The 22,372-nt window shown below is 62.0% G+C and carries 22 protein-coding genes; 8 read left to right on the forward strand and 14 right to left on the reverse strand.

The window, feature by feature from the left end:
* Window positions 1-30 precede the first annotated feature (30 nt).
* From recO to rpoE, 9 genes are all read right to left on the reverse strand, one after another.
* A complete protein-coding gene (recO, locus tag HU737_RS16880) occupies window positions 31-714 on the reverse strand; it encodes a DNA repair protein RecO (RefSeq protein ID WP_186556168.1) in 684 nt (227 codons plus the stop codon).
* Window positions 715-817: 103 nt separating this feature from the next.
* Window positions 818-1,720: a GTPase Era gene (gene era, locus HU737_RS16885; RefSeq protein ID WP_186556167.1), complete on the reverse strand. Its 903-nt coding sequence runs from the start codon at window positions 1,718-1,720 to the stop codon at window positions 818-820.
* Window positions 1,713-2,402, reverse strand: a complete 690-nt coding sequence (gene rnc, locus HU737_RS16890) for a ribonuclease III (RefSeq protein WP_186556166.1) — start codon at window positions 2,400-2,402, stop codon at window positions 1,713-1,715. Before rnc ends, era begins: the two co-directional genes overlap by 8 nt.
* 164 nt (window positions 2,403-2,566) lie before the next feature.
* Complete coding sequence (gene lepB, locus HU737_RS16895) at window positions 2,567-3,421, reverse strand: signal peptidase I (protein ID WP_186556165.1); 855 nt, start codon at window positions 3,419-3,421, stop codon at window positions 2,567-2,569.
* 5 nt (window positions 3,422-3,426) lie between these two features.
* On the reverse strand, window positions 3,427-5,226 hold the full coding sequence (gene lepA, locus HU737_RS16900; protein ID WP_186556164.1) for a translation elongation factor 4: 1,800 nt from the start codon (window positions 5,224-5,226) through the stop codon (window positions 3,427-3,429).
* A gap of 284 nt (window positions 5,227-5,510) precedes the next feature.
* Window positions 5,511-6,908, reverse strand: a complete 1,398-nt coding sequence (locus HU737_RS16905) for a DegQ family serine endoprotease (RefSeq protein ID WP_392464732.1) — start codon at window positions 6,906-6,908, stop codon at window positions 5,511-5,513.
* A gap of 206 nt (window positions 6,909-7,114) precedes the next feature.
* Window positions 7,115-8,077 carry a MucB/RseB C-terminal domain-containing protein gene (locus HU737_RS16910; RefSeq protein ID WP_186556162.1) on the reverse strand — a complete coding sequence of 321 codons (963 nt, stop codon included), beginning with the start codon at window positions 8,075-8,077 and terminating at the stop codon, window positions 7,115-7,117.
* Window positions 8,078-8,088: 11 nt separating this feature from the next.
* Window positions 8,089-8,679: a sigma-E factor negative regulatory protein gene (locus tag HU737_RS16915; RefSeq protein ID WP_186556161.1), complete on the reverse strand. Its 591-nt coding sequence runs from the start codon at window positions 8,677-8,679 to the stop codon at window positions 8,089-8,091.
* Window positions 8,680-8,710: 31 nt separating this feature from the next.
* Window positions 8,711-9,292, reverse strand: coding sequence for an RNA polymerase sigma factor RpoE/AlgU (rpoE, locus tag HU737_RS16920; RefSeq protein ID WP_011535354.1), 582 nt, complete (start codon window positions 9,290-9,292; stop codon window positions 8,711-8,713).
* A 437-nt stretch (window positions 9,293-9,729) separates the two neighbouring features.
* Between rpoE and nadB the strand changes: the two genes are divergently transcribed.
* Window positions 9,730-11,334, forward strand: coding sequence for an L-aspartate oxidase (gene nadB, locus HU737_RS16925; protein ID WP_186556160.1), 1,605 nt, complete (start codon window positions 9,730-9,732; stop codon window positions 11,332-11,334).
* Window positions 11,335-11,350: 16 nt separating this feature from the next.
* Here nadB and HU737_RS16930 read toward each other — a convergent pair whose 3' ends face one another.
* Window positions 11,351-11,809, reverse strand: a complete 459-nt coding sequence (locus HU737_RS16930) for a protein YgfX (RefSeq protein WP_186556159.1) — start codon at window positions 11,807-11,809, stop codon at window positions 11,351-11,353.
* Complete coding sequence (locus HU737_RS16935) at window positions 11,793-12,047, reverse strand: FAD assembly factor SdhE (RefSeq protein ID WP_186556158.1); 255 nt, start codon at window positions 12,045-12,047, stop codon at window positions 11,793-11,795. The genes HU737_RS16930 and HU737_RS16935 overlap by 17 nt, the downstream gene beginning before the upstream one ends.
* A gap of 133 nt (window positions 12,048-12,180) precedes the next feature.
* Between HU737_RS16935 and ygfZ the strand changes: the two genes are divergently transcribed.
* Window positions 12,181-13,122, forward strand: coding sequence for a CAF17-like 4Fe-4S cluster assembly/insertion protein YgfZ (gene ygfZ, locus HU737_RS16940; RefSeq protein ID WP_186556157.1), 942 nt, complete (start codon window positions 12,181-12,183; stop codon window positions 13,120-13,122).
* 51 nt (window positions 13,123-13,173) lie between these two features.
* Window positions 13,174-13,980, forward strand: coding sequence for an HDOD domain-containing protein (locus HU737_RS16945; protein ID WP_186556156.1), 807 nt, complete (start codon window positions 13,174-13,176; stop codon window positions 13,978-13,980).
* A 34-nt stretch (window positions 13,981-14,014) separates the two neighbouring features.
* On the opposite strand, the gene HU737_RS16950 is transcribed toward HU737_RS16945, so the two are convergent.
* Window positions 14,015-15,394, reverse strand: a complete 1,380-nt coding sequence (locus tag HU737_RS16950) for a sensor histidine kinase (RefSeq protein WP_186556155.1) — start codon at window positions 15,392-15,394, stop codon at window positions 14,015-14,017.
* Window positions 15,387-16,058: a response regulator gene (locus tag HU737_RS16955; RefSeq protein ID WP_186556154.1), complete on the reverse strand. Its 672-nt coding sequence runs from the start codon at window positions 16,056-16,058 to the stop codon at window positions 15,387-15,389. The genes HU737_RS16950 and HU737_RS16955 overlap by 8 nt, the downstream gene beginning before the upstream one ends.
* 203 nt (window positions 16,059-16,261) lie before the next feature.
* Between HU737_RS16955 and HU737_RS16960 the strand changes: the two genes are divergently transcribed.
* The 5 genes from HU737_RS16960 (at window position 16,262) to HU737_RS16980 (ending at window position 21,789) form a co-directional block, all read left to right on the forward strand.
* Window positions 16,262-17,551, forward strand: a complete 1,290-nt coding sequence (locus HU737_RS16960) for an OprD family porin (RefSeq protein ID WP_186556153.1) — start codon at window positions 16,262-16,264, stop codon at window positions 17,549-17,551.
* A gap of 32 nt (window positions 17,552-17,583) precedes the next feature.
* Window positions 17,584-18,564, forward strand: a complete 981-nt coding sequence (locus HU737_RS16965; RefSeq protein ID WP_186556152.1) for a Bug family tripartite tricarboxylate transporter substrate binding protein — start codon at window positions 17,584-17,586, stop codon at window positions 18,562-18,564.
* A gap of 221 nt (window positions 18,565-18,785) precedes the next feature.
* The gene (locus HU737_RS16970) at window positions 18,786-19,244 is read left to right on the forward strand and encodes a tripartite tricarboxylate transporter TctB family protein (RefSeq protein WP_186556151.1); all 459 of its coding nucleotides are present in this window, start codon (window positions 18,786-18,788) and stop codon (window positions 19,242-19,244) included.
* Between the two features lie 3 nt (window positions 19,245-19,247).
* Window positions 19,248-20,762, forward strand: a complete 1,515-nt coding sequence (locus HU737_RS16975; protein ID WP_186556150.1) for a tripartite tricarboxylate transporter permease — start codon at window positions 19,248-19,250, stop codon at window positions 20,760-20,762.
* Window positions 20,755-21,789, forward strand: a complete 1,035-nt coding sequence (locus tag HU737_RS16980; protein WP_186556149.1) for an AbrB family transcriptional regulator — start codon at window positions 20,755-20,757, stop codon at window positions 21,787-21,789. Before HU737_RS16975 ends, HU737_RS16980 begins: the two co-directional genes overlap by 8 nt.
* A 175-nt stretch (window positions 21,790-21,964) precedes the next feature.
* Here the strand turns inward: HU737_RS16980 and HU737_RS16985 are convergent, their stop codons facing one another.
* The gene (locus tag HU737_RS16985; protein WP_186556148.1) at window positions 21,965-22,360 is read right to left on the reverse strand and encodes a hypothetical protein; all 396 of its coding nucleotides are present in this window, start codon (window positions 22,358-22,360) and stop codon (window positions 21,965-21,967) included.
* Window positions 22,361-22,372 lie beyond the last annotated feature (12 nt).

Raw genomic sequence — 22,372 nt, forward strand, 5'->3', positions numbered from 1 at the left:
GAAGATTGAGCCACACAGCATACGACGTGCTTAGCGCTTGCGAAACAGTTCCCGACTGACCAGCGGCTTTGGCCCCAGGTGTACCGCCAGCGCCTGACGCATCAGGCGCTTGGCAGCCAGCAGTGCGCCGGGGGCTTCCCAGTTCGCTTCAGCCAGGGCCAGCAGCTCGTCACCCTTGAACAATCCGGGCTGCAGCAGCTCGACGCGCTCAAGGCCTGCGTCCACTTGCAAGCGATACAGGCCTTCGGCGGCAATCGGGGTGTCGTTGATGTCGTGATCCAGCGCGAAGGCGTAACCGAGCTCGTCGAGCAGGCGCCATTCGAAGGCGCGCAACAGCGGCTCCAAGGGCCGGCCTTCGCCGAGCGCTTGCAAGGTCAATGCGTAATGTTCGAATAACGCCGGATGAGGCGCTTCGGCAGGCAGCAGGCGCATCAGCAACTCATTGAGGTACAAACCGCTGAACAAGGCGTCGCCATGCAGCCAGGCGGCAATCCCCACGCTGTCCAGGCGGCCGACGTTCTTCAGCTCGCCGCGCCCGCGCAGCTCGACTTCCAGCGGCACGAAACAGCGCACCAGGCTGCCACCCTTGCCCCGCGCCCGGCGCAGCACCGCTCGCACCCGCCCCTGCGGGGTGAGCAAGTCCACCAGCGCACTGCTTTCCTTGTAGGCGCGGCTGTGGAGCACGAAGGCCGGCTGGGCGGCGGGTTGTTCCATCACAGAGCACTCGATGTCAGAAATAACTGTGGGAGCGGGCTTGCCCTGCGATCGCCATCGCGGGCAAGCCCGCTCCCACAGGAGCAAAGGCGGAGCGTAAGGCTTACAGGTCGCCGTAGCCCAGCGAACGCAGGGCGCGTTCGTCATCGGACCAGCCGCCTTTGACCTTGACCCACAGGTTGAGCATGACCTTGGCGTCGAACAGGGTTTCCATGTCCTTGCGCGCGTCAGAGCCGATGCGCTTGATGCGCTCGCCCTTGTCGCCAATGATGATCTTCTTCTGGCCATCTCGCTCGACCAGGATCAATGCATGGATGTGCAGCACATGACCCTGCTGCTTGAACTCTTCGATCTCGACGGTGATCTGGTACGGCAGCTCGGCACCGAGCTGGCGCATGATCTTCTCGCGCACCAGCTCAGCGGCGAGGAAGCGGCTGCTGCGGTCGGTGATCTGGTCTTCAGGGAAGAAGTGCTCGTTTTCCGGCAGGTGCTTGGCGATCAGCGCCTCGAGCGATTCGAGGTTGTGCCCTTGCTGCGCGGAGATTGGCACGATCTCGGCGTTCGGCAACTGCTCCTGCAGCCATTTCAGGTGCGGGATCAGCTCGGCCTTCTCCTCCATCCGGTCGGTCTTGTTGACCGCCAGGATCAACGGGCCGGTCACGTACTGCACCCGCTCGAGCACCAGCTGATCTTCTTCGGTCCAGCGGGTACGGTCGACCACGAAAATAACCACGTCGACGTCCTTGAGGGCGGCCGAGGCGGTGCGGTTCATGTAGCGGTTGAGCGCTTTGTCGTTGGCCTTGTGCATGCCCGGGGTGTCGACGTAGATCGCCTGCACATCACCTTCGGTCTTGATCCCGAGCATGTTGTGCCGGGTGGTCTGCGGCTTGCGCGAGGTGATCGCCAGCTTTTGCCCGAGGATGTGGTTGAGCAAGGTCGACTTGCCCACGTTGGGGCGACCCACGATGGCTACGTAACCGCAGCGGGTTGGGTTGTTCTCAGTCATTGCCATTCTCCACGCCCAGGGCGATCAATGCAGAAGCCGCGGCGACTTGCTCGGCGATACGCCGGCTGACGCCCTGGCCACGGCTCTTGTTGTTCAGCAGCACCACTTCGCATTCGACGAAGAAGGTGCGGCAGTGAGGTTCGCCCTGGATGTCGACCACTTCGTAACGTGGCAACTCACAGGCCCGCGACTGCAGGAACTCCTGCAGGCGGGTCTTGGGGTCTTTGTTGGTGTCGACCAGCGTCAGGCTCTCGAATTCATCGGTCAGCCAGGCCAGGATGCGCTCACGCGCAGTCTCCATGTCGGCGTCCAGATAAATGGCGCCGATCAGCGCTTCGAGGGCATCGGCGAGGATCGATTCGCGGCGAAAACCGCCACTCTTGAGCTCGCCCGAACCCAGGCGCAGGTATTCGCCCAGGTCAAAGCCGCGGGCCAGACGGGCCAGGGTTTCACCCTTGACCAGGCGTGCGCGCAGGCGCGACAGCTGGCCTTCGCGCGCTTGTGGGAAGCGCTCGAACAGCGCCTCGCCAGCGACGAAGTTGAGAATGGCATCGCCGAGAAACTCCAGACGCTCGTTATTGCGCCCGGCGTAGCTGCGATGGCTCAGGGCCAGGAGCATCTGGTCCTTGTTCTTGAAGGTGTAGCCGAGCTTGCGCTCCAGGCGTTCAAGGGGAGCACTCATGCGGCCACCCGTGGGTTATTCAACGCGTTGTTCAAATCAACATCCTGAAAGACTGTTTTGCTGTGGATCGCCCCTGTTCAGGTGGCGAAATCTCCCGATCCCTGAGAACACAGCCTATGTCAGAAAAGCATTCGGCGCTGTCTGTCAGACAACGCCGATGGGTATCAATGGATCAGGCCGACCCGCGACAAGTTGGGCATATGGCTGAGCTTGGGTTCTGGCCAGCTCATCCAGACCGCGAAGGCCTTGCCGACGATGTTGCGGTCCGGGACCATGCCGTGCAGCTCTTTAGGAATGTTCGGGTCATCCCAGTAACGGCTGTCGTTGGAGTTGTCGCGGTTGTCGCCCATCATGAAGTAATGGCCAGCCGGCACGGTCCATTGCTGGTCCGGCGGCATGCGATAGCGGCTCATCTCCTTGCGGATCAGGTGCTCGGTCTCGCCCAGCTTTTCCTTGTACAGCTCAGCGCTGCCCAGGGTGCCTGGCTCGGTACCGACCAACTGCTCGGCGACCGGCTGACCGTTGACATACAAACGCTTGTCGCTGGTATAGCGGATCTGGTCGCCCGGCAGGCCGACCACGCGCTTGATGTAGTTGACGTTCGGGTCGCTTGGATAGCGGAACACCATCACGTCCCCGCGCTGCGGATCACCCACGTCGATGACCTTTTTATCGATCACCGGCAGACGAATGCCGTAGGAGAACTTGTTCACCAGGATGAAGTCGCCGACTTCCAGGGTCGGTTTCATCGACCCGGAAGGGATCTGGAACGGCTCGACCAAGAACGAGCGCAATACCAGCACGATGAACAGCACCGGGAAGAACGACTTGCCGTACTCGACCAGCAACGGCTCCTTGTTCAGCTTCTCGACCACAGCCATTTCGGGCTGAGTGACACTGCCCTGGTAGTTGGCGATCGCTGCGCGCCGGCGCGGGGCCAGGAACAGCAGGTCGATCAGACCCAACAAGCCACAGACTGCGACGGCGATGACGAGCAACAGCGGGAAATTTAGCGACATAGGACCTAGCTATCCAACCTGAGCACGGCGAGGAAGGCCTCTTGTGGAATCTCCACATTGCCCACCTGTTTCATGCGTTTCTTACCGGCCTTCTGCTTCTCCAGCAGCTTGCGTTTACGGCTAACGTCACCACCGTAGCACTTGGCCAGTACGTTCTTTCTGAGCGCCTTGACAGTGGTACGCGCAACGATCTGCCCGCCAATGGCGGCCTGGATCGCAACGTCGAACATCTGCCGAGGAATCAGTTCCTTCATCTTCTCGGTCAACGCACGACCTTTGTAGTGCGCGTTATCGCGGTGCACGATCAGCGCCAGGGCATCGACCTTGTCGCCGTTGATCAGCACGTCCAGTTTGACCAGGTTGGCCGACTGGTAGCGATCGAAATGATAGTCCAGCGAGGCATAACCGCGGCTGGTCGACTTCAGGCGGTCGAAGAAGTCCAGCACCACCTCGTTCATCGGCAAGTCATAACGCACCTGCACCTGCGAGCCGAGGAACTGCATGTCGCGCTGCACGCCACGCTTCTCGATGCACAGGGTGATGACGTTACCCAGGTGCTCTTGCGGCACGAGGATGTTGGCCTGCACGATCGGCTCGCGGAAATCTTCGACCGACGACACGTCCGGCAGCTTGGACGGGTTGTCGACGTAGATGGTTTCGCCGGTCTTGAGCTTGACCTCGAAGATTACGCTTGGCGCGGTGGTGATCAGGTCCAGGTCGTATTCGCGCTCCAGGCGCTCCTGGATGATTTCCATGTGCAGCATGCCGAGGAAGCCGCAACGGAAGCCGAAGCCCAGTGCGTCGGAGCTTTCCGGCAGGTATTGCAGCGACGAGTCGTTCAGGGTCAGTTTCTGCAACGCGTCGCGGAAATCCTCGAAATCGTCGGAACTGACCGGGAACAGGCCGGCATACACCTGCGGTTGGATCTTCTTGAAGCCTGGCAATACTTCGACTTCAGGGGTAGCGGACAGGGTCAGGGTGTCACCGACCGGTGCACCATGAATGTCTTTGATGCTGGCGATGATGAAGCCCACTTCGCCAGCCTTGAGGTCTGCGGTCTGGGTGTGCTTGGGGGTGAATACACCGACGCTGTCGACCAGGTGCACCTTGCCGGTGGACTTGACCAGAATCTTGTCGCCCTTCTTCACCCGACCATGGCGCACACGCACCAGCGACACGACCCCAAGGTAGTTGTCGAACCAGGAGTCGATGATCAGCGCTTGCAGGGGCGCGTCGATATCGCCTTCGGGGGCAGGAATGGTCTGTACCAGGCGTTCGAGCACTTCGTCGACGCCCATGCCGCTCTTGGCGCTGCAAGCCACGGCGTCGGTAGCGTCGATGCCGATGATCTTCTCGATCTCGTCCTTGACGCGGTCCGGGTCGGCCTGGGGCAGGTCCATCTTGTTCAGCACTGGCATGACTTCCAGGCCTTGCTCGATGGCGGTGTAGCAGTTGGCGACCGACTGTGCTTCGACACCTTGACCGGCGTCCACCACCAGCAGCGCGCCCTCACAGGCGGCCAGCGAACGGCTGACTTCATAGGTGAAGTCGACGTGGCCGGGGGTGTCAATGAAGTTCAGCTGGTAGGTCTTGCCGTCCTGGGCCTTGTAATGCAGCGTGACGCTGTGGGCCTTGATGGTAATACCGCGCTCGCGCTCCAGGTCCATGGAGTCCAGGACCTGGGCTTCCATTTCGCGCGCCGACAGGCCACCGCACATCTGGATGAAACGGTCGGCCAGCGTCGACTTGCCATGGTCGATGTGGGCGATGATGGAGAAATTGCGGATATGACTCAAATCACTCACGGGTCAACACTCGGAAAAGGCTGCGAGCCGGACGCCCGCCGAAAAATAGCCGGGAATTGTACCTTAAGCCGATGGCTTATGGGAGATTCCTGATCGGCAGTCATGGCATCTACGTGCTGAAGCGTGGGAGCGGGCTTGCGCCCCCGCGATTGCCGGCTGATCAAGTAGAGAGGGGGCTTGGTCGCTCGCAATCGCGGGGCAAGCCCGCTCCCACAGTGCATGAAACGTTCAATCAGCGACGAAAAAGGGCAGCCGAAGCTGCCCTTTCCTACCTTGTTACCGGATTATTCAGCCAGTTTGAAGGTGATGAAGCTGGCGCGCCCCTGACGCAGAACGCGCATGGACACCGAACGGTTCTTCGGCAGGCCCTTGGCGATCTCGGTGAACTCCTTGGCGTTGCTGATCGCCTGGTTGTTCAGGTGGCTGATGACGTCGCCCGGACGCAGACCGATCAGCGCCGCAGGGCCGTCCTGAACTTCCTTGATGAGCACACCACCCTTGAGCTCAAGCGATTTTTTCTGCTCGGCGGTCAGGTCAGTCACCGAGACGCCCAGACGGTTGCTGCTGCGCTCGGCGCCGCCTTGGGCACCGGTACCAATATCGGCGTCATCTTCCGGCAGTGCGCCGACGGTGACATCGAGGTTCTGCCGCTTGCCGTTGCGGATGATCTCAAGCTTGGCCTTGGCGCCGTCCTTGAGGCTGCCGACCAAGTGCGGCAGATCGGCCGACATGACGATCGGCTGACCATTCATGCTGAGGATTACATCACCGACCTGCAGGCCACCTTTGGCAGCCGGGCCGTCTTCCAAAACCTGAGCGACCAAGGCACCGGCTGGTTTGTCGAGGCCAAACGATTCTGCCAGGTCTTTGTTGACCTCCTGGATCACCACGCCGAGCCAGCCGCGGTTGACCTTGCCGTCTTTCTTCAGTTGGTTGGAGACATCCAGCGCCACGTCGATCGGGATAGCGAAGGACAGGCCCATGAAGCCCCCGGAGCGGGTGAAGATCTGCGAGTTGATGCCGACCACTTCGCCTTTCATGTTGAACAGCGGGCCACCGGAGTTACCTGGGTTGATCGCCACGTCAGTCTGGATGAACGGCACATAGGTGTCGTTAGGCAGGGTACGACCCTTGGCGCTGACGATCCCTTTGGTCACCGAATGATCGAAGCCAAACGGCGAACCGATGGCCAGCACCCACTCCCCGACCTTGAGCTTCTCGGAGTCGCCCAGCTTTACCGTTGGCAGGTTTTTGCCTTCGACCTTGAGCAGGGCCACGTCGGTGCGCGGATCGGTACCGACCAGCTTGGCCTGCAGCTCGCTGCGATCGGACAGGCGCACGATGATTTCGTCGGCGTCGGCCACGACATGGTTGTTGGTCAGCACGTAGCCATCACTGGAAATGATGAAGCCCGAGCCGAGCGACTGCGCTTCACGCTGGCGGTCGCCACGCGGCGAACGCGGCTGTTGCGGCATATTGCGCTCGAAGAACTCGCGGAACATCGGTGGCAGCCCTTCGAGATCGGGCATGGTCCCGGCGGCGAGGCGGTCCGGCAGCTTCTGTTTGGTACTGATGTTGACCACGGCCGGCGAGGCCTGCTCCACCAGGGTAGTGAAGTCCGGCAGGGCTTCTTCGGCCTGAGCGCTGAGCACCTGACCGAGCATGAGCACGGCGGCGAACATCGACAGATAGGATTTCAAGCGTGGTATTGACATACGGCTCCCGTCACAACGAGCGTAGTTAGCAGTAAGACCCCTGCTGACGCAGGCAAGGCCAGACCTCAAGAAGTCTGACCTATAGAAAATTTACGAGGGGATTGCAAATGACAATGCTTTAATTTCATTTCAGCCCCGTGTTTTCGGGGCTGATGAAAGGGCGCTGAAGGTCATTACTGACGCGCCTGAGCATCCTGCGCCCGCATGGACAATGCCACACGTTCGGCGGTACCCAAAGGAATCTCTCCAACCACGGTCACCATGACTTTGCCATTGGGCGTGTTGAGTTGGCGCGAAACGGCCACGGTTGGGCCTAACTGGGTTCGAATATCGTTGCCCGAGCTGCCCTTGACCGGCTCCAGGAACACAGAGAAGCGCGCCAGACCGTCGTCATACATCAAGCTGCTGACCGTACTGTTGCGCGAAGCGTCGCGCCGGCTGGAGCTGTTGATCAGCTCGAAGCCTGGCGGCAGCCAGTCTGAGCGCCAAGCCGCCGTAGAACCGCCAGACGCCGAGGCAACTGACTGGACAGGCTTGCACGAGGCACTGGCATGCAGCTCTTGATCGCTTGGGGCGGTGGTATCCAAACGGGTCATCTGGAAGCGCTCGAGCAACTGGCCCTTGTCGTTGAGCATCAACGAGCGCAGGGGCAATCCAGTCTCACGGTCCAGATGTAATTCGAAGGCGTAACGATGCTGGTCGCGGGGAGTAAGCGTGACAATCACCGCATCGCGATCAGCGACCCGGGATTTACCCGCAACCCTCAAGTCGTACCAGCTCATCAGCTTGAGCGGATCGAGCATGCGCGGCGCAGAGTCAGGTGGCGTTGCCACCCCGCTGGCCAGAGCCCCGCTAACGCACTGCACCTTGCCATCGACGCGCACGATTTCCTGGGCCGCGCCATCGAGCTGCAACAGCCGCTCGCTGACCGTGCCATTGTGCACACGGTGCCAGATATCGTGGGAAGAGAAGCTGCCGTTACGTTCGTAAACGAAGGAACCCTGGTAACTCTGTACTTGCTCGGCTCGTGCCAGCTTGTTCAACCACTCACTCGCCTCAGGCGAGGAGTTGGCTGCCAACGCTGGCACCGTCATGCAGCTGCCTAGTAGCAGCGACAGGAGAGGTAGCGCGCGCATGATCCTCCTTACTAGCGGTTTTCCAGGCTGGCAGCGCGGGCGTATGGCAGAGCGGTTTCAGTGCCCTTGAGCGCAGATTCCTGGGCGTGCTGACGCAGGTAGCCTGGCAGACGCTGATCCCAGCCGGCCTGGTTCTGCAGCACACCATTGGCCATTGGCCCGGTCGGTTGCTCACTGCTTTCACTATAGCCTGCCAATACAGCTGGGCCTTGTGTTTGCGGCATGCTCAGACCTTGCTGTGCCGGTTGCTGGGCAGCCAGTTCGCTACCGGTGATTTCATCTTGGTTGTACAGGCGTACACCTGCCAGCACCGCAACGGTCACCGAGGCAGCTACAGCCAGACGGCCGATGCTACGCCATGGGCCCTGCTTGACCTTGGCCGGCACGGCTTCATCAGCCAGTGCTGCAGACACCGCCGAGGCGATATCCAGCTTAGGCAGCAGCAGTTCCTTGTGCATCGCTGCGCGGGCAACCTGGTAACGCGACCAGGTGGCACGGGTGTCTGCGTCATCGACGGCGCTGAGCACCCGACGCAATTCCAGTTCGTCCGCTTCGTTATCCATCACCGCGGACAGCGATTCCTGCAAAGCTTCACGACTCATGGCGGTTCCTCTCTTGGCTGTCGCCGCTGTCTCAGGATTCCTGCAACAACGGCTGCAGGGCTTTATCAATGGCCTCCCGAGCGCGGAAGATTCGAGAGCGCACGGTACCCACCGGACATTGCATGACGCTCGCAATGTCCTCGTAACTCAGACCATCAAATTCACGCAAAGTTAGAGCAGTGCGTAGATCTTCTGGCAGTTGCTGGATGGTGCGATGGACGGTGCCTTCGATTTCATCCCGCAACAACGAGCGCTCTGGGGACTCGAGATCCTTGAGACCATGATCGCCGTCGTAAAACTCCGCATCCTCGGAGCTCACATCGCTGTCTGGGGGCCGTCTACCACGGGACACCAGATAGTTTTTCGCCGTATTGATGGCGATGCGGTACAGCCAGGTATAAAACGCACTGTCTCCGCGGAAATTTCCAAGCGCTCGGTACGCCTTGATAAAGGCTTCCTGCGCTACATCCTGGGCTTCATGGGTGTCGTGTACGAAACGCACGATCAACCCGAGAATCTTGTGCTGATACTTCAGCACCAACAGATCGAACGCTCGCCTGTCGCCGCGCTGTACGCGCTCAACAAGCTGCTGATCCTCTTCCTGGGTTAGCATGAACACTCCTCAGTGAACTCGAAGGAGCGTTGCCACAGCCATCGTTCAGGCTTGCAACCATAGACTCGGGCTTTGCGCAAAAGTTCTCCCCTCCAAGCAAGTTTCCTGCGGCCTCTGGTCGGCTCGCACGAAAAACACACAGCGCGGTCACGGCCGGCTGCGTCGATAATCGGGTCTCGAATACGCAGGTGTCAGCCCGGATCGAGCTACCGCCCTGCGTCGCCTTGGCATTTGTGGCGTATGGGCAGCCTTCATAGGATTTCCCGGCATGTCGGAAAGTTCCCACGAAGATCACCATCGCTACGCAAGCGCCATTGGAAATCAGGCGCCTGGGGCTGCTATAAAGGCAACCCGGCTATGTTTCACGATAGTTTCACAATGCCATCTGCGCATGACTATTGTGCCGTTCCCCTACCCCAGATTACTAGTGTCCCGACATGAGCCAACAATTCCAACATGATGTCCTGGTGATCGGCAGTGGTGCAGCTGGCCTGAGCCTGGCCCTCAACCTTCCCAGCCACCTGCGCATTGCCATCTTGAGCAAGGGCGACCTGGCCAATGGCTCGACGTTCTGGGCTCAGGGTGGGGTCGCAGCGGTGCTGGACGACACCGATACCGTGCAATCGCATGTCGAGGACACGCTCAATGCCGGCGGCGGCCTGTGCAACGAAGACGCCGTGCGCTTCACCGTCGAGCACAGCCGCGAAGCCATCGAGTGGCTGATCGAGCAAGGCGTGCCTTTCACCCGCGACGAGCATGCCAGCGTCGACGACGGCGGTTTCGAGTTTCACCTGACCCGCGAAGGCGGTCATAGCCACCGACGCATCATCCATGCCGCCGACGCCACTGGCGCGGCAATCTTCACCACCCTGCTGGAACAAGCCCGCAAGCGCTCGAACATTGCCTTGCTGGAACAGCGGGTGGCGGTCGACCTGATCACCGAACGGCGCCTGGGCCTGGATGGCCAACGCTGCCTGGGTGCCTACGTGCTTGACCGCAATACCGGCGAGGTCGACACCTTTGGCGCACGCTTCACGGTGCTGGCCACGGGCGGCGCAGCCAAGGTCTATCTGTATACCAGCAATCCCGACGGTGCCTGCGGCGATGGCATCGCCATGGCCTGGCGCGCCGGCTGTCGGGTGGCCAACCTTGAGTTCAACCAGTTTCATCCGACCTGCCTGTACCACCCACAGGCCAAGAGCTTCCTGGTAACCGAGGCCCTGCGCGGAGAAGGCGCCCTGCTGCGACTGCCCAATGGCGAACGCTTCATGCCGCGCTTTGACCCGCGTGAAGAGCTGGCCCCACGCGATATCGTCGCCCGCGCGATCGACCACGAGATGAAGCGCCTGGGCGTGGATTGCGTCTATCTGGACATCACCCACAAGCCGGCTGATTTCATCAAGAGCCACTTCCCCACAGTCTATGAGCGCTGCCTGACCTTCGGCATCGACATTACCCGCCAGCCCATCCCAGTGGTGCCGGCCGCCCATTACACCTGCGGCGGGGTCATGGTCGATGATCGCGGTCATACCGATGTGCCGGGCCTGTACGCCATTGGCGAGACCAGCTTTACCGGCCTGCACGGCGCCAACCGCATGGCCAGCAACTCGCTGTTGGAGTGCTTTGTCTATGGTCGCTCGGCTGCGGCAGACATCGAGGCGCATCTTGAGCAGATCAGCATGCCGACCGCCCTGCCCTGCTGGGATGCCAGCCAGGTCACCGACTCGGACGAAGATGTGATCATTGCCCACAACTGGGACGAGCTGCGCCGGTTCATGTGGGACTATGTGGGGATCGTGCGCACCAACAAGCGCCTACAGCGGGCGGAGCACCGGGTGCGGTTGCTGCTCGATGAGATCGATGAGTTCTACAGCAACTACAAGGTCAGCCGCGATTTGATCGAGTTGCGCAACCTGGCACAAGTTGCGGAGCTGATGATTCGTTCGGCCATGCAGCGCAAGGAAAGCCGGGGATTGCATTACACCCTGGACTATCCAGGAATGCTGCCTGAAGCGCGTGACACTGTTCTGGACCCACGCTGAAGCAAGACACGCCACGTTATCTGCTGGCTATCGGCGCCCAACGTCTGCGGCTGAACTTCAGCCGCAGGCGTAAGCGCCGATGCTGATCCACCCCCAGCGCGTCTTTGGGGATGCACTGACTTTGACTGATACGCCGTCCTTCGCGCACGAAACGCAACACCACTAGGCGCGGCAAGGCAATACTGTCAGGCAGTAACCGCACAGGCTGCCAGCCATGAGCACGGCTGAACAGCCGCCAACCCTGCGGATCGCGGCGTAGACCGGTGATGGCCTCGGGGTGCGTCAGAAGAATTCGCCGGGGAATGGCCCAACGAGCGTGGGCAATGCCGATCAACAAAACCACTATTGTCAGCCACCAGGGCAGCGCACTCAGCCAGAGGGCCATGAGCGCCAGCGCCTGACATGCCAGATACGCCGTCAGCAACAGGCGCGAGCCCTGCCAACGGCATTCGAAGTGTTCACTTGGGCTGGACACGGTCCAAGATGATGCGAACCATGCGTTGCAGCTCTGGATCTTCCGATTCGGTGCGCTCCATGAACCAGCCGAACATGTCCTGATCTTCGCAGGAGAGCAGGCGAACATACAGCTCGCGGTCCACTTCGCTCAGCGTGGGATAGACCTCCTGGGTGAATGGCACCAGCAGCACGTCCAGTTCCAGCATGCCGCGGCGGCTGTGCCAGAAAAGCCGGTTGAGTTCAGTTTGTTCGACCATGGGGCCCTCCTCGAATGGCCGGCCAGTATACAGCGCGGCGAAGCCAGCGGCACAAGGCGTTGGTCTAGTCACCTACCTATTTTGTTACCGGCGTTCTATGATGGCCGCCAGTCTTTAGTAACCGCGATGACCCATGGCCGACTCTGCTTTCTTCTGCCCCCTGTCCCACGAGGGCATTCTCGCCGTCCGCGGCTCCGACGCGGGCAAATTCCTGCAAGGCCAATTGACCTGCAACCTCAACTACCTGAGCCAGGAGCAATCGAGCCTTGGCGCTCGGTGCATGGTCAAGGGCCGCATGCAGTCGAGCTTCCGCATCCTGCCCGAGGGCAACGGCTTTTTGCTGGCGATGGCCAGCGGCCTGCTCGAGGCGCAGCTTGCTGACTTGAAAAAGTACGCGGTGTTCTCCAAGGCCAGCCTGACCGACGAAAGCGCGGCCTGGGTTCGCTTTGGTCTTGAACAAGGCGACGCGGCCCTGCACGCCTTGGGTCTGGCAGCGCCTGGCGATGCTGGCGCTACCATTCGTCATGAGGGCTTGATCGCTGTTGCTGTCTCGCCTGGACGTGTGGAGCTCTGGGCTCCTGCCGAACAAGCCGCCGCCGTGCGCGAACGACTCGCCGCCAGCTTGCCCGAAGGCAGCCTCAACGATTGGCTGCTGGGCCAGATCCGCGCCGGTATCGGCCAGGTGATGGAGCAGACCCGCGAGCTGTTCATCCCGCAGATGATCAACCTGCAGGCTGTCGGCGGCGTGAGCTTCAAGAAAGGCTGCTACACCGGCCAGGAAATCGTCGCCCGCATGCAGTACCTGGGCAAGCTCAAGCGCCGCCAGTATCGCCTGGCCCTGGCCCAGGATGAGATCCCTGCGCCCGGCACCGAAGTGTTTTCGCCCACTCACAGCTCCTCGGTCGGCGAAGTGGTGATTGCCGCCCACGCCCACGCTGGTTGCGAACTGCTGGCAGTGCTGACCGCCGATTCGGTAGAGGACGACAACCTGCACCTGGGCAGCCCAGAAGGCCCACGCCTGACCCTGCTGAGCCTGCCTTACGAACTGGACCGCGACCGGGAAATCCAACGCTGACCAGCCCGCCCCGCCCACAAGCGGGGCCGCCCCATTGCGGTAGAGAAATCCATGAACAAGCTGGCCGAGATGGTTCAAGCGCAGTTGCTCGCAGCCATCGACAACGATGACCTGGTCTTGCCGACCCTGCCGGAAGTCGCCCTGAGCATCCGCGAGGCCGCCGAGGACAGCGAAATCAGCGTGGCCGCGTTGAGCAAGGTGATCGGCCGCGACGCCGCGCTGTCGGCGCGCCTGATCAAGGTGGTCAACAGCCCCCTGTTGCGCGCCGCCGTCGAGGTCACCGACCTGCACACCGCGATTACCCGCCTGGGCATCAACTACAGCTGCAACCTGGCCATTGGCCTGGTGATCGAGCAGATCTTCCATGCCCGCTCACCGGCGGTGGAACAGAAGCTGCGTGATATCTGGGCCAATAGCCTGGAAGTGGCAGGCATCAGCTATGAGCTGAGTCGGCGCTACACCCAGCTCAAGCCTGACCAGGCCACCCTTGGCGGCTTAGTGCATCAGATCGGCGCATTGCCGGTATTGATCTACGCCGAAGAGCACAATGAGCTGTTGTCGGACCCGGTCTGCCTGCATTACGTGATCGAGCAGATTCAACCCGCCTTGGGCGACAAGATTCTCAGCGCCTGGGAGTTTCCCGAGCAGTTGGTCAAGCTGCCGAGCGAAGTTCAGGACCTGGACCGGCGCACGGACAAGGTCGACTACATCGACATCGTGCAGATCGCCCGCTGCCTGAGCCAACGCGGCCGCAGCCGCCCCCTGGCCGCCCTGCCCGCTTATCGGCACCTGGGACTGCCTTATGGGACCGAGCTGGATGTGGCGGATCTGCTTGAGGCGCGGAGTATGTTGCGCTAACGCCGCAGAGTTGGCTCGTGGGAGCGTGTCGCATCTAGTCGGCGATGAAGCTCACCCGCACCTTCAAGCCGCCATTCTGGCCATCGTGCAAACTGATCTGCGCCAAATGCGCACGGCAGATCTCGCCAACGATCGCCAAGCCCAGGCCACTGCCCTGCGCGCTGCGCCGATAGAAGCGCTCAAACACCCGCTCGCGCTCGTCCTCGGGAATCCCCGGGCCATCGTCTTCGACTTCAAGAACCGCCGGCGCCAGCACCCGCAGGATCACGTTGCCACCTGCAGGTGTATGGGCCAGGGCGTTGTCGACCAGATTGCTCAACAGTTCGTTGAGCAGGGTTGGCTCACCCCTGAGCCACACAGGCGACTCGGCCTCCAGCGCCAGAGACACACCCCGGGCATGGGCCAGCGGCGCCATGGCCATACCCAAGTCGCGCGCCAACTGACTCAGGTCCAAGCGCTGGGCACCGCCCTCGGCAATCGCCCGCGCGCCATTCTCCACCCGCGCCAGGGATAACAACTGGTTGGCCAAGTGGGTCAGCCGGTCAGTGCCTTGTGCGGCAGACTCCAGGGTCTGGCGCCATTCCTGCGGCTCGTGCGAGCGCAGACCCAATTCGACCCGCGCCTTGAGCGCCGCCAAGGGCGTTCGCAACTCATGGGCGGCATCGGCGATAAATTGTGCCTGACGTTCGAACTGGCCGCGCAGACGCTCGGTAAAGTGGTTGAGCGCCCGCACCAGCGGACCTAGCTCGCGCTGCACCTGGACCACCGGCAACGCTCGCAGGTCATCAGGCTGACGTTCTTCCACCGCCGTGCGCAAGCGCTCCAGCGGGCGCAGCGCGGCGCTGATGGCAAACCAGACCATCACCAATGCCCCCAGCGCCAGCATCCCCAGGCGCAGCAGGGTGTCGGCCATCAACCCGCGCGCCATGCTCACCCGCGCCTCTTCGGTCTCGGCCACCCGAATCTCGGCCATGCCATTCATGTTCGGCTCGCTGACCGGCTTGAGCAAACTGACCACGCGCACGTCCTGGCCCAGATAGGTGGCGTTGTAGAAGCGCGCCAGGGCTGGATAGTCGTCCGTGCGTGGCGTACCGGGTGGCGGTGGCGGCAGGTTCTCGTAACCGGAGATCAGCCGCTGGTGAATATCCAACACTTGGTAGTAGATGCGTCCGGCGCTGTCGTAGGCGAAGGTGTCCAATGCCACGTAGGGCACATCAGCGCTCAAGGTGCCGTCACGCTGCGACAGGCCCGCGGCAATGGTCCGCGCCGAGGCCAGCAAGGTTCGGTCATAGGCGGTGTCGGCGGCCTCGCGACCGTTCCAGTAGGCGCTCAGGCCGCTGGCCAGCATCAGCACCACCAGCAACAACGCCAGGTTGGCCAGCAGGCGTCCGCGCAGGCTGGTGCTGTCACGCATCGCGGTGCTCGAGCAGATAGCCAAGGCCACGGAAGGTCACGATCGCCACCGGATGGCCATCGAGCTTCTTGCGCAGGCGGTGGATGTAGATTTCTATGGCGTCGGGGCTGGCGTCCTCATCCAGACCGAACACCTGGGCGGCCACCTGTTCTTTGCTCATCACCCGACCCGGCCGGGCGATCAGCGCTTCGAGCACACCCTGCTCACGCGACGTCAGCGCCAGGTGCTCTTCACCCAAGCTGAAGCGGCGGGTATCCAGGTCGTACACCAGCGGGCCGCAACGTTGTTGGCGCTCGCCGCCCAACACACTGCGGCGCAGCAGCGCCTTGACCCGCGCCTCAAGCTCGGTGAGCTCGAATGGCTTGGCCAGGTAGTCGTCAGCGCCCAGGTTCAGCCCATGGACCCGATCCTTGACGTCACTGCGCGCGGTGAGCATCAGCACCGGCAGGGTTTTGCCGCGCGCGCGCAGGCGGGCCAGCACCTCGAAGCCGTCCATGCGCGGCAAGCCGACGTCGAGCACGGCCACCGCGTACTCCTCGCTGGCCAAGGCCAGGTCGGCGGCGATGCCGTCGTGCAACACGTCCACGGTCAGCCCATGACTCTTGAGCGCCTGGGCCACGCTTTCGGCCAGTTGCAGGTGGTCTTCGACCAGCAGCACTCGCATCGGTTTTCTCCCTGCTTGGTTAGGTCGGGTGGCGCGGAGTGTACCGCCGTCATCGAGACTGTGAAGCCCCCGAGCGTTTCCTTTCACCCTGAAAGGTTAGCGAAAGGTTGGTTACCTAGCATCGCACCACGGTCGCTCCATGCGCCGACTATAAGCACCAGCAAGGTGCAAACCGATAAGAACAATAAACGGAGTCATCCTCGATGCTGCAAGCACAGCCGCAGGCGTTCGCGCCCACCCGTTCCCTTCGCACCCGTCCGTCTGCCCTCGCCAGCGCCTTTGCGCTTGCCAGTGTCGCTCCTGTCAGCCAGGCCGCATTCTTCGAAGACAGCAGCGCCACCTTCGAAACCCGCAACATGTACTTCAATCGCGACTTCCGTGACGGCACCAGCAGCCAGCAGTCCAAGCGCGACGAGTGGGCGCAGGGCTTCATGCTCAACTTCGAGTCCGGCTACACCGAAGGCACCGTCGGTTTTGGCCTGGACGCGCTGGGGATGGTCGGCGTCAAGCTCGACTCCAGTAAAGACCGCACCGACACCGGCCTGCTGCCGACCCATGATGACGGCAAGGCTGCAGACGAGTACTCCAAGCTGGGCCTGACCGGCAAGGTCAAGGTATCGAAGACCGAGCTGAAGGTCGGCTCGCTGATTCCTGAACTGCCCACCCTGCAGCCCAACGATGGCCGCATCCTGCCGCAAACCTTCCAGGGCGGCCTGCTGACCTCCAACGAGATCAGCAACCTGACCATCACCGGTGGGCGCCTGGAAAAAGCCAAGGACCGCAACGACACCAACTGGGAAGACATCGCCCTCAACAACAAGAACGGCCGTTTCGGTGGCACCTTCGCCGCCGACAACTACGACCTGGCCGGCCTTGACTATAAGTTCAGCGAGCGCATCACCGGCAGCTACCACGTCGCCCAACTCGACGATATCTATCGCCAGCACTTCGTCGGCATGGTCGCCACCCAGCCCTGGGGCCCGGGCACTTTCGGCGCCGACCTGCGCCTGGCGATCAGCGACGACCAAGGCCAGGCCCGTGCCGGCAAGATCGACAACACCACCGCCAACGGCATGCTCAGCTACGCCCTGGGCGGGCACAAGGTCAGCGGCGCCTACCAGCATTTGTCCGGCGACAGCGCCTTCCCCTATGTCGATGGCGCCGACCCGTACCTGGTCAACTTCGTCCAGATCAACGACTTCGCCGGGGCTGACGAGCACTCCTGGCAACTGCGCTACGACTACAACTTCGCCTCCTTAGGCATTCCCGGCCTGACCTTCATGACCCGTTACATCAGCGGCGACAACGTCAGCCGCGCCGATGGCAGCGAGGGCAAGGAGTGGGAACGCAACACCGAGTTCAAGTACGTGGTACAAAGCGGCCCGTTGAAAAACGTCGCCGTGCGCCTGCGAAACGCCACCTTCCGCTCCAATTTTGCCCGCGACGCCGACGAAGTGCGGCTGCTGGTGAGCTACAGCGTGGCGCTGTGGTAACCCAATAACAACAATGCTCACGGAGATAGACGATGACCTTTTCACTGCGCCGCCTCGTCCTCGCCACTGGCTGCCTGCTGCTCGCCGGCAACGCCCTGGCCGCTGAACCGAAACGCCCCGAATGTATTGCCCCGGCCTCCCCTGGCGGCGGCTTCGACCTGACCTGCAAGCTGGTGCAAAGCGCCCTGGTCAACGAGAAGATCCTCAGCAAACCGATGCGCGTCACCTACATGCCTGGCGGTGTCGGCGCGGTGGCCTACAACGCCGTAGTCGCCCAGCGCCCGGGCGATGCCGGCACCCTGGTGGCCTGGTCCAGTGGCTCGTTGCTCAACCTGGCCCAAGGCAAGTTCGGCCGCTTCGACGAGAACGCGGTGAAATGGCTGGCGGCGGTAGGCACCAGCTATGGCGCCATTGCGGTGAAAAACGATTCGCCCTACAAGAACCTCGACGATTTGGTCGCGGCCTTGAAGAAAGATCCGAGCAAAGTGGTGATCGGCTCCGGCGGCACCGTCGGTAGCCAGGACTGGATGCAGACCGCGCTGATCGCCAAGGCTGCCGGAATCAACCCGCGCGACTTGCGTTACGTAGCCCTGGAAGGCGGCGGCGAAATCGCCACCGCACTGCTCGGCGGACACATTCAGGTCGGCTCCACTGACATTTCCGACTCCATGCCGCATATCCAGAGCGGCAACATGCGCATCCTTGCGGTGTTCTCCGAGAACCGCCTGGACGAGCCCGAGATGAAGGACATCCCCACCGCCAAGGAACAGGGCTACGACATTGTCTGGCCGGTGGTACGCGGCTTCTACCTGGGGCCAAAGGTCAGCGATGAGGACTACGCCTGGTGGAAAGCCTCGTTCGACACGCTGCTCAAATCCGAAGAGTTCGCCAAGCTGCGTGACCAGCGTGAGCTGTTCCCGTTCGCCATGACCGGTGAAGAGCTCGATGGCTATGTGAAGAAGCAGGTTGCTGACTACAAGGCGCTAGCCCGGGAATTTGGGTTGATCCAGTAAGTGAACCTGCTGGGTGCCCTTGCTTAAGACTGGTGTTGGCCGCTTTGGGGCTGCTATGCAGCCCTTCGCGGGCCAGCCCGCTCCCACAGTTCTTCAGACCGACGCGGTCCCTGTGGGAGCGGGCTTGCCCGCGAAGAGCCGCACAGCGGCTCCAGAACCTCAGCAGCAACCCGCCCAAAAGGCCGGCACCGTGCCCGAATACCCGTATCGAGGATTCCTTGATGATCCTGCAACGCCTGTTCGCCCTCATTCTGCTGGCGCTCTGCGCCGCCCTGGCAGTGATGGCCTGGCCTTACCAGGCCGCGTTTTCCTATGAACCGGTAGGCCCACGCGCCTATCCCTTGCTGATGCTCGGCCTGATGAGCCTGGGCCTGTTGTACCTGGCCATTCGCCCCACGCCCATCGTGCACAAGGACGACGAGCCACCACTGGACCGCGAAACCCTGCTCAAGATCACCGCCTGCGTGGGCCTGCTGATCGTCTTCGCCAGCACCTTCGAGGCCCTGGGCTTCGTGCTCAGCGCGATCCTGGTCGGCGTGCCGATGGCCCGTCTGTATGGCGGCCGCTGGCTGCACAGCGCGATCGTCGTGGTGGGCATGAGCCTGTTCCTGTACTGGCTGTTCGACCGCGTGATGGACGTGCCCCTGCCCCTTGGCCTGCTTGACGTTCTGGAGAACTGACACATGGATACCTTGAGCTACCTGGGCCAGGGCTTCGGCGTCGCCCTGAGCCCTTACAACCTGGTTACCGCCCTGACCGGCACCCTGATCGGCACCGTGGTCGGCCTGCTGCCGGGCCTGGGGCCAATCAATGGCGTGGCGTTGCTGATCCCGATTGCCTTTGCCCTCGGCCTGCCACCAGAGTCGGCGCTGATCCTGCTGGCGGCGGTGTACCTGGGCTGCGAATACGGCGGACGCATCAGCTCGATCCTGCTGAACATCCCCGGTGAAGCCTCCACCGTGATGACTACCCTCGACGGCTACCCGATGGCCCGCCAGGGCCTGGCTGGGGTGGCCTTGTCGCTGTCGGCCTGGAGTTCGTTCATCGGCGCCTTCATTGCCACCTGCGGCATGGTCCTGTTCGCGCCGCTGCTGGCGAAATGGGCGATCGCTTTTGGCCCGGCGGAATACTTCGTGTTGATGGTGTTTGCCATCGTCGCCCTCGGCGGCATGGCCGGCGACAAACCGCTGAAGACCTTTATCGCCGCCCTGATCGGCCTGTTCCTGTCGGCGGTCGGCATCGACGCCAACAGCGGTGTGTACCGCTTCACCGGTGACAGCGTGCACCTGGCCGACGGCATTCAGTTCGTGGTCCTGGTGCTTGGTTTGTTCTCCATCAGCGAGATCCTTCTGCTGCTGGAAAAAACCCACCATGGCCACCAAGCGGTCAAGGCCACCGGACGCATGCTGTTCAACTTCAAGGAAGCGGCTTCGGTGTTTGTGGTCAACATCCGCTGCGGCCTGCTTGGCTTCATCATGGGTGTGTTGCCGGGTGCCGGCGCGACCCTGGCCAGCGCGGTTGCCTACATGACCGAGAAAAAGATCGCTGGCGCCAAGGGTAATTTCGGCAAGGGCGATGCCCGTGGCCTGGCGGCCCCGGAAACCGCCATTGGCGCCTCCTGCTGCGGCGCCCTGGTACCCATGCTGACCCTCGGGGTTCCCGGCTCGGGCACCACAGCGGTGATGATCGGCGCGCTGACCCTGTACAACATCACCCCAGGCCCGATGCTGTTCGAACAGCAGCCGGACATCGTCTGGGGCCTGATCGCGTCGTTGTTCATCGCCAACATCATGCTGGTGATCCTCAACATCCCGATGATCCGCATCTTCACCCGCATCCTCGCCGTGCCGAACTGGGCGCTGGTGCCGGTGATCGCCATCATCACCGCGATCGGCGTATACGCCGTGCATGCCACTACCTTCGACCTGTTCCTGATGGTCGGCATCGGCATCATGGGCTACATCCTGCGCAAGCTGGACTTCCCGCTGTCGCCGATCCTGCTCGGCTTCATTCTCGGCGGCTTGATGGAGCAGAACCTGCGTCGCGCCTTGTCGATCTCCAACGGTGAGCTGGGCATTCTCTGGTCGAGCCCGATCAGCATGGGCGTGTGGGTGCTGACCATTTGCATGCTGAGCCTGCCGCTGCTGCGCATCTGGCGCCGCCGCAGCCTGCAACGTCGGGCCGTGGCGGATGCCTGATCGGTCGTTGCCGCTGTTCTGGGCCACCGGGCTGGTCGGGCTGGCGGGCGGGTATCTCGCCAGCCTGGTCGGCTGGCCTTTGCCATGGATGGTCGGCTCGTTACTGGCGATCATCCTGGTGCGCTGCCTGACGCCCTGGCAACTGACGGAGATCCCCAACGGGCGCAAATGCGGCCAGTGGATCATTGGCGTCGGCATTGGCCTGCACTTCACCCCGGCGGTGATCGAACAGGTGGCTGGGCATTTCATGTTGATCGTGTTTGGCGCGCTGTTCACTACAGTGTCGAGCGTGATCGGCGTGTGGCTGCTGCGGCGCACTGGCGAGGACCGCGCTACGGCATTCTTCGCCAGCATGCCGGGCGGTTCGGGAGAGATGGTCAACCTCGGCGCGCGCAATGGCGCGGTACTCAGCCAAGTAGCTGCGGCGCAAAGCCTGCGGGTGCTGGCGGTGGTTTTGTGCGTTCCAGCGCTGTTCAAATTTCTGGTCGGCGACGGCGTGCCGCTGAATCACGCCAACAGTGTTAGCTGGGGCTGGCTGGCGTTGATCGCACCGCTGGCCGTGCTGGTCGCCCTGGGTTGGCAGCGCCTGCGCCAGCCCAACCCCTGGCTGTTCGGGCCATTGTTGGTGGCGGCCTGCGTGAGCCTTGCCGGCAACCTGCAAATCGCCCTGCCCAATGGCGCCAGCCAGATTGGCCAGTGGTTGATCGGCAGCGGCCTGGCCTGCCATTTCAACCGGGCGTTCTTTCGCCGTGCCCCCTCGTTTTTGGGTCGTACTTTGGTTGCCAGCGCATTGAGCATGCTGATTGCCGCCAGCGCCGCCTGGGCGCTGAGCAGCCTTACCCATCTGGACTTGCGCTCACTGACGCTGGGCATGATGCCTGGCGGCATCGCCGAGATGAGCCTGACGGCCGAGACCTTGCAACTGTCGGTGCCGCTGGTGACAGCGATGCAGGTTATGCGTTTGCTGTTCGTGCTGTTTTTGGCGGAGCCGTTGTTTCGGCGTTGGAATGCCAGCCGCCAAAAGTAACGGGTTTAATACTCAGGAACATATAACGCCTTCTCGCACCACCCGGCTGTACCTTACAACGCAGGGCTCGGAGCGAATCACCGTGACGCAGCAGTACCTGGGCGTTGGTTTTGTAATTGATTGTTGAGAATAGCAACGTACCTCACGAACGCACTGATGTTGACCCTTATAGTGGTTACGGGTGAGCGTTGAAAGTTGCCTGCATTGGTCGCAGTGGCATCAGGATAGATTTCATAAAAATCTGCTTCTGCCCATTACCTTGCGCCAGCAAGGTTGCATTGGGCAGCGTCACGACAGCAGTGCCGCCTGGGGTTTCAGTGCCGACCAGTGTACGCACTTGTGCCGCGAGCAACTCCACCCCGTCGTAGAAGAACCTTACGAAGTGACCGGCCGCCTGCCCTTGGTAGAAGGTGAAAGTAATATCAGCATTTGCACCGCCAGCCGCATCGCGCTCGGTAATTTCATTAACCGTTGGCGAAATACGACCGCGAACTGAAACTGGGGTAAGGCTGGGGCTGACCGGTCCTCGATCAACGGGTACTGGGCCCACTGTGCGAAGATCGAGTGGCACGACCGCACGCGG

Origin of the sequence: Pseudomonas urmiensis, assembly GCF_014268815.2 — a bacterium.
Taxonomy (GTDB): domain Bacteria; phylum Pseudomonadota; class Gammaproteobacteria; order Pseudomonadales; family Pseudomonadaceae; genus Aquipseudomonas; species Aquipseudomonas urmiensis.

What these genes read in the sequence shown, in the direction of transcription:
- HU737_RS16945 (WP_186556156.1), top strand. Translation starts at nt 13,174, where the DNA reads ATGAACAAGCTGGCCGAGATGGTTCAAGCGCAGTTGCTCGCAGCCATC.
- HU737_RS16965 (WP_186556152.1), top strand. Translation starts at nt 17,584, where the DNA reads ATGACCTTTTCACTGCGCCGCCTCGTCCTCGCCACTGGCTGCCTGCTG.
- HU737_RS16915 (WP_186556161.1), bottom strand. Translation starts at nt 8,679, where the DNA reads ATGAGTCGTGAAGCTTTGCAGGAATCGCTGTCCGCGGTGATGGATAAC.
- rnc (WP_186556166.1), bottom strand. Translation starts at nt 2,402, where the DNA reads ATGAGTGCTCCCCTTGAACGCCTGGAGCGCAAGCTCGGCTACACCTTC.
- HU737_RS16950 (WP_186556155.1), bottom strand. Translation starts at nt 15,394, where the DNA reads ATGCGTGACAGCACCAGCCTGCGCGGACGCCTGCTGGCCAACCTGGCG.
- nadB (WP_186556160.1), top strand. Translation starts at nt 9,730, where the DNA reads ATGAGCCAACAATTCCAACATGATGTCCTGGTGATCGGCAGTGGTGCA.
- HU737_RS16980 (WP_186556149.1), top strand. Translation starts at nt 20,755, where the DNA reads ATGCCTGATCGGTCGTTGCCGCTGTTCTGGGCCACCGGGCTGGTCGGG.
- HU737_RS16975 (WP_186556150.1), top strand. Translation starts at nt 19,248, where the DNA reads ATGGATACCTTGAGCTACCTGGGCCAGGGCTTCGGCGTCGCCCTGAGC.
- HU737_RS16910 (WP_186556162.1), bottom strand. Translation starts at nt 8,077, where the DNA reads ATGCGCGCGCTACCTCTCCTGTCGCTGCTACTAGGCAGCTGCATGACG.
- HU737_RS16935 (WP_186556158.1), bottom strand. Translation starts at nt 12,047, where the DNA reads ATGGTCGAACAAACTGAACTCAACCGGCTTTTCTGGCACAGCCGCCGC.
- HU737_RS16970 (WP_186556151.1), top strand. Translation starts at nt 18,786, where the DNA reads ATGATCCTGCAACGCCTGTTCGCCCTCATTCTGCTGGCGCTCTGCGCC.
- recO (WP_186556168.1), bottom strand. Translation starts at nt 714, where the DNA reads ATGGAACAACCCGCCGCCCAGCCGGCCTTCGTGCTCCACAGCCGCGCC.
- rpoE (WP_011535354.1), bottom strand. Translation starts at nt 9,292, where the DNA reads ATGCTAACCCAGGAAGAGGATCAGCAGCTTGTTGAGCGCGTACAGCGC.
- lepB (WP_186556165.1), bottom strand. Translation starts at nt 3,421, where the DNA reads ATGTCGCTAAATTTCCCGCTGTTGCTCGTCATCGCCGTCGCAGTCTGT.
- era (WP_186556167.1), bottom strand. Translation starts at nt 1,720, where the DNA reads ATGACTGAGAACAACCCAACCCGCTGCGGTTACGTAGCCATCGTGGGT.
- HU737_RS16960 (WP_186556153.1), top strand. Translation starts at nt 16,262, where the DNA reads ATGCTGCAAGCACAGCCGCAGGCGTTCGCGCCCACCCGTTCCCTTCGC.
- ygfZ (WP_186556157.1), top strand. Translation starts at nt 12,181, where the DNA reads ATGGCCGACTCTGCTTTCTTCTGCCCCCTGTCCCACGAGGGCATTCTC.
- HU737_RS16905 (WP_392464732.1), bottom strand. Translation starts at nt 6,908, where the DNA reads ATGTTCGCCGCCGTGCTCATGCTCGGTCAGGTGCTCAGCGCTCAGGCC.
- HU737_RS16955 (WP_186556154.1), bottom strand. Translation starts at nt 16,058, where the DNA reads ATGCGAGTGCTGCTGGTCGAAGACCACCTGCAACTGGCCGAAAGCGTG.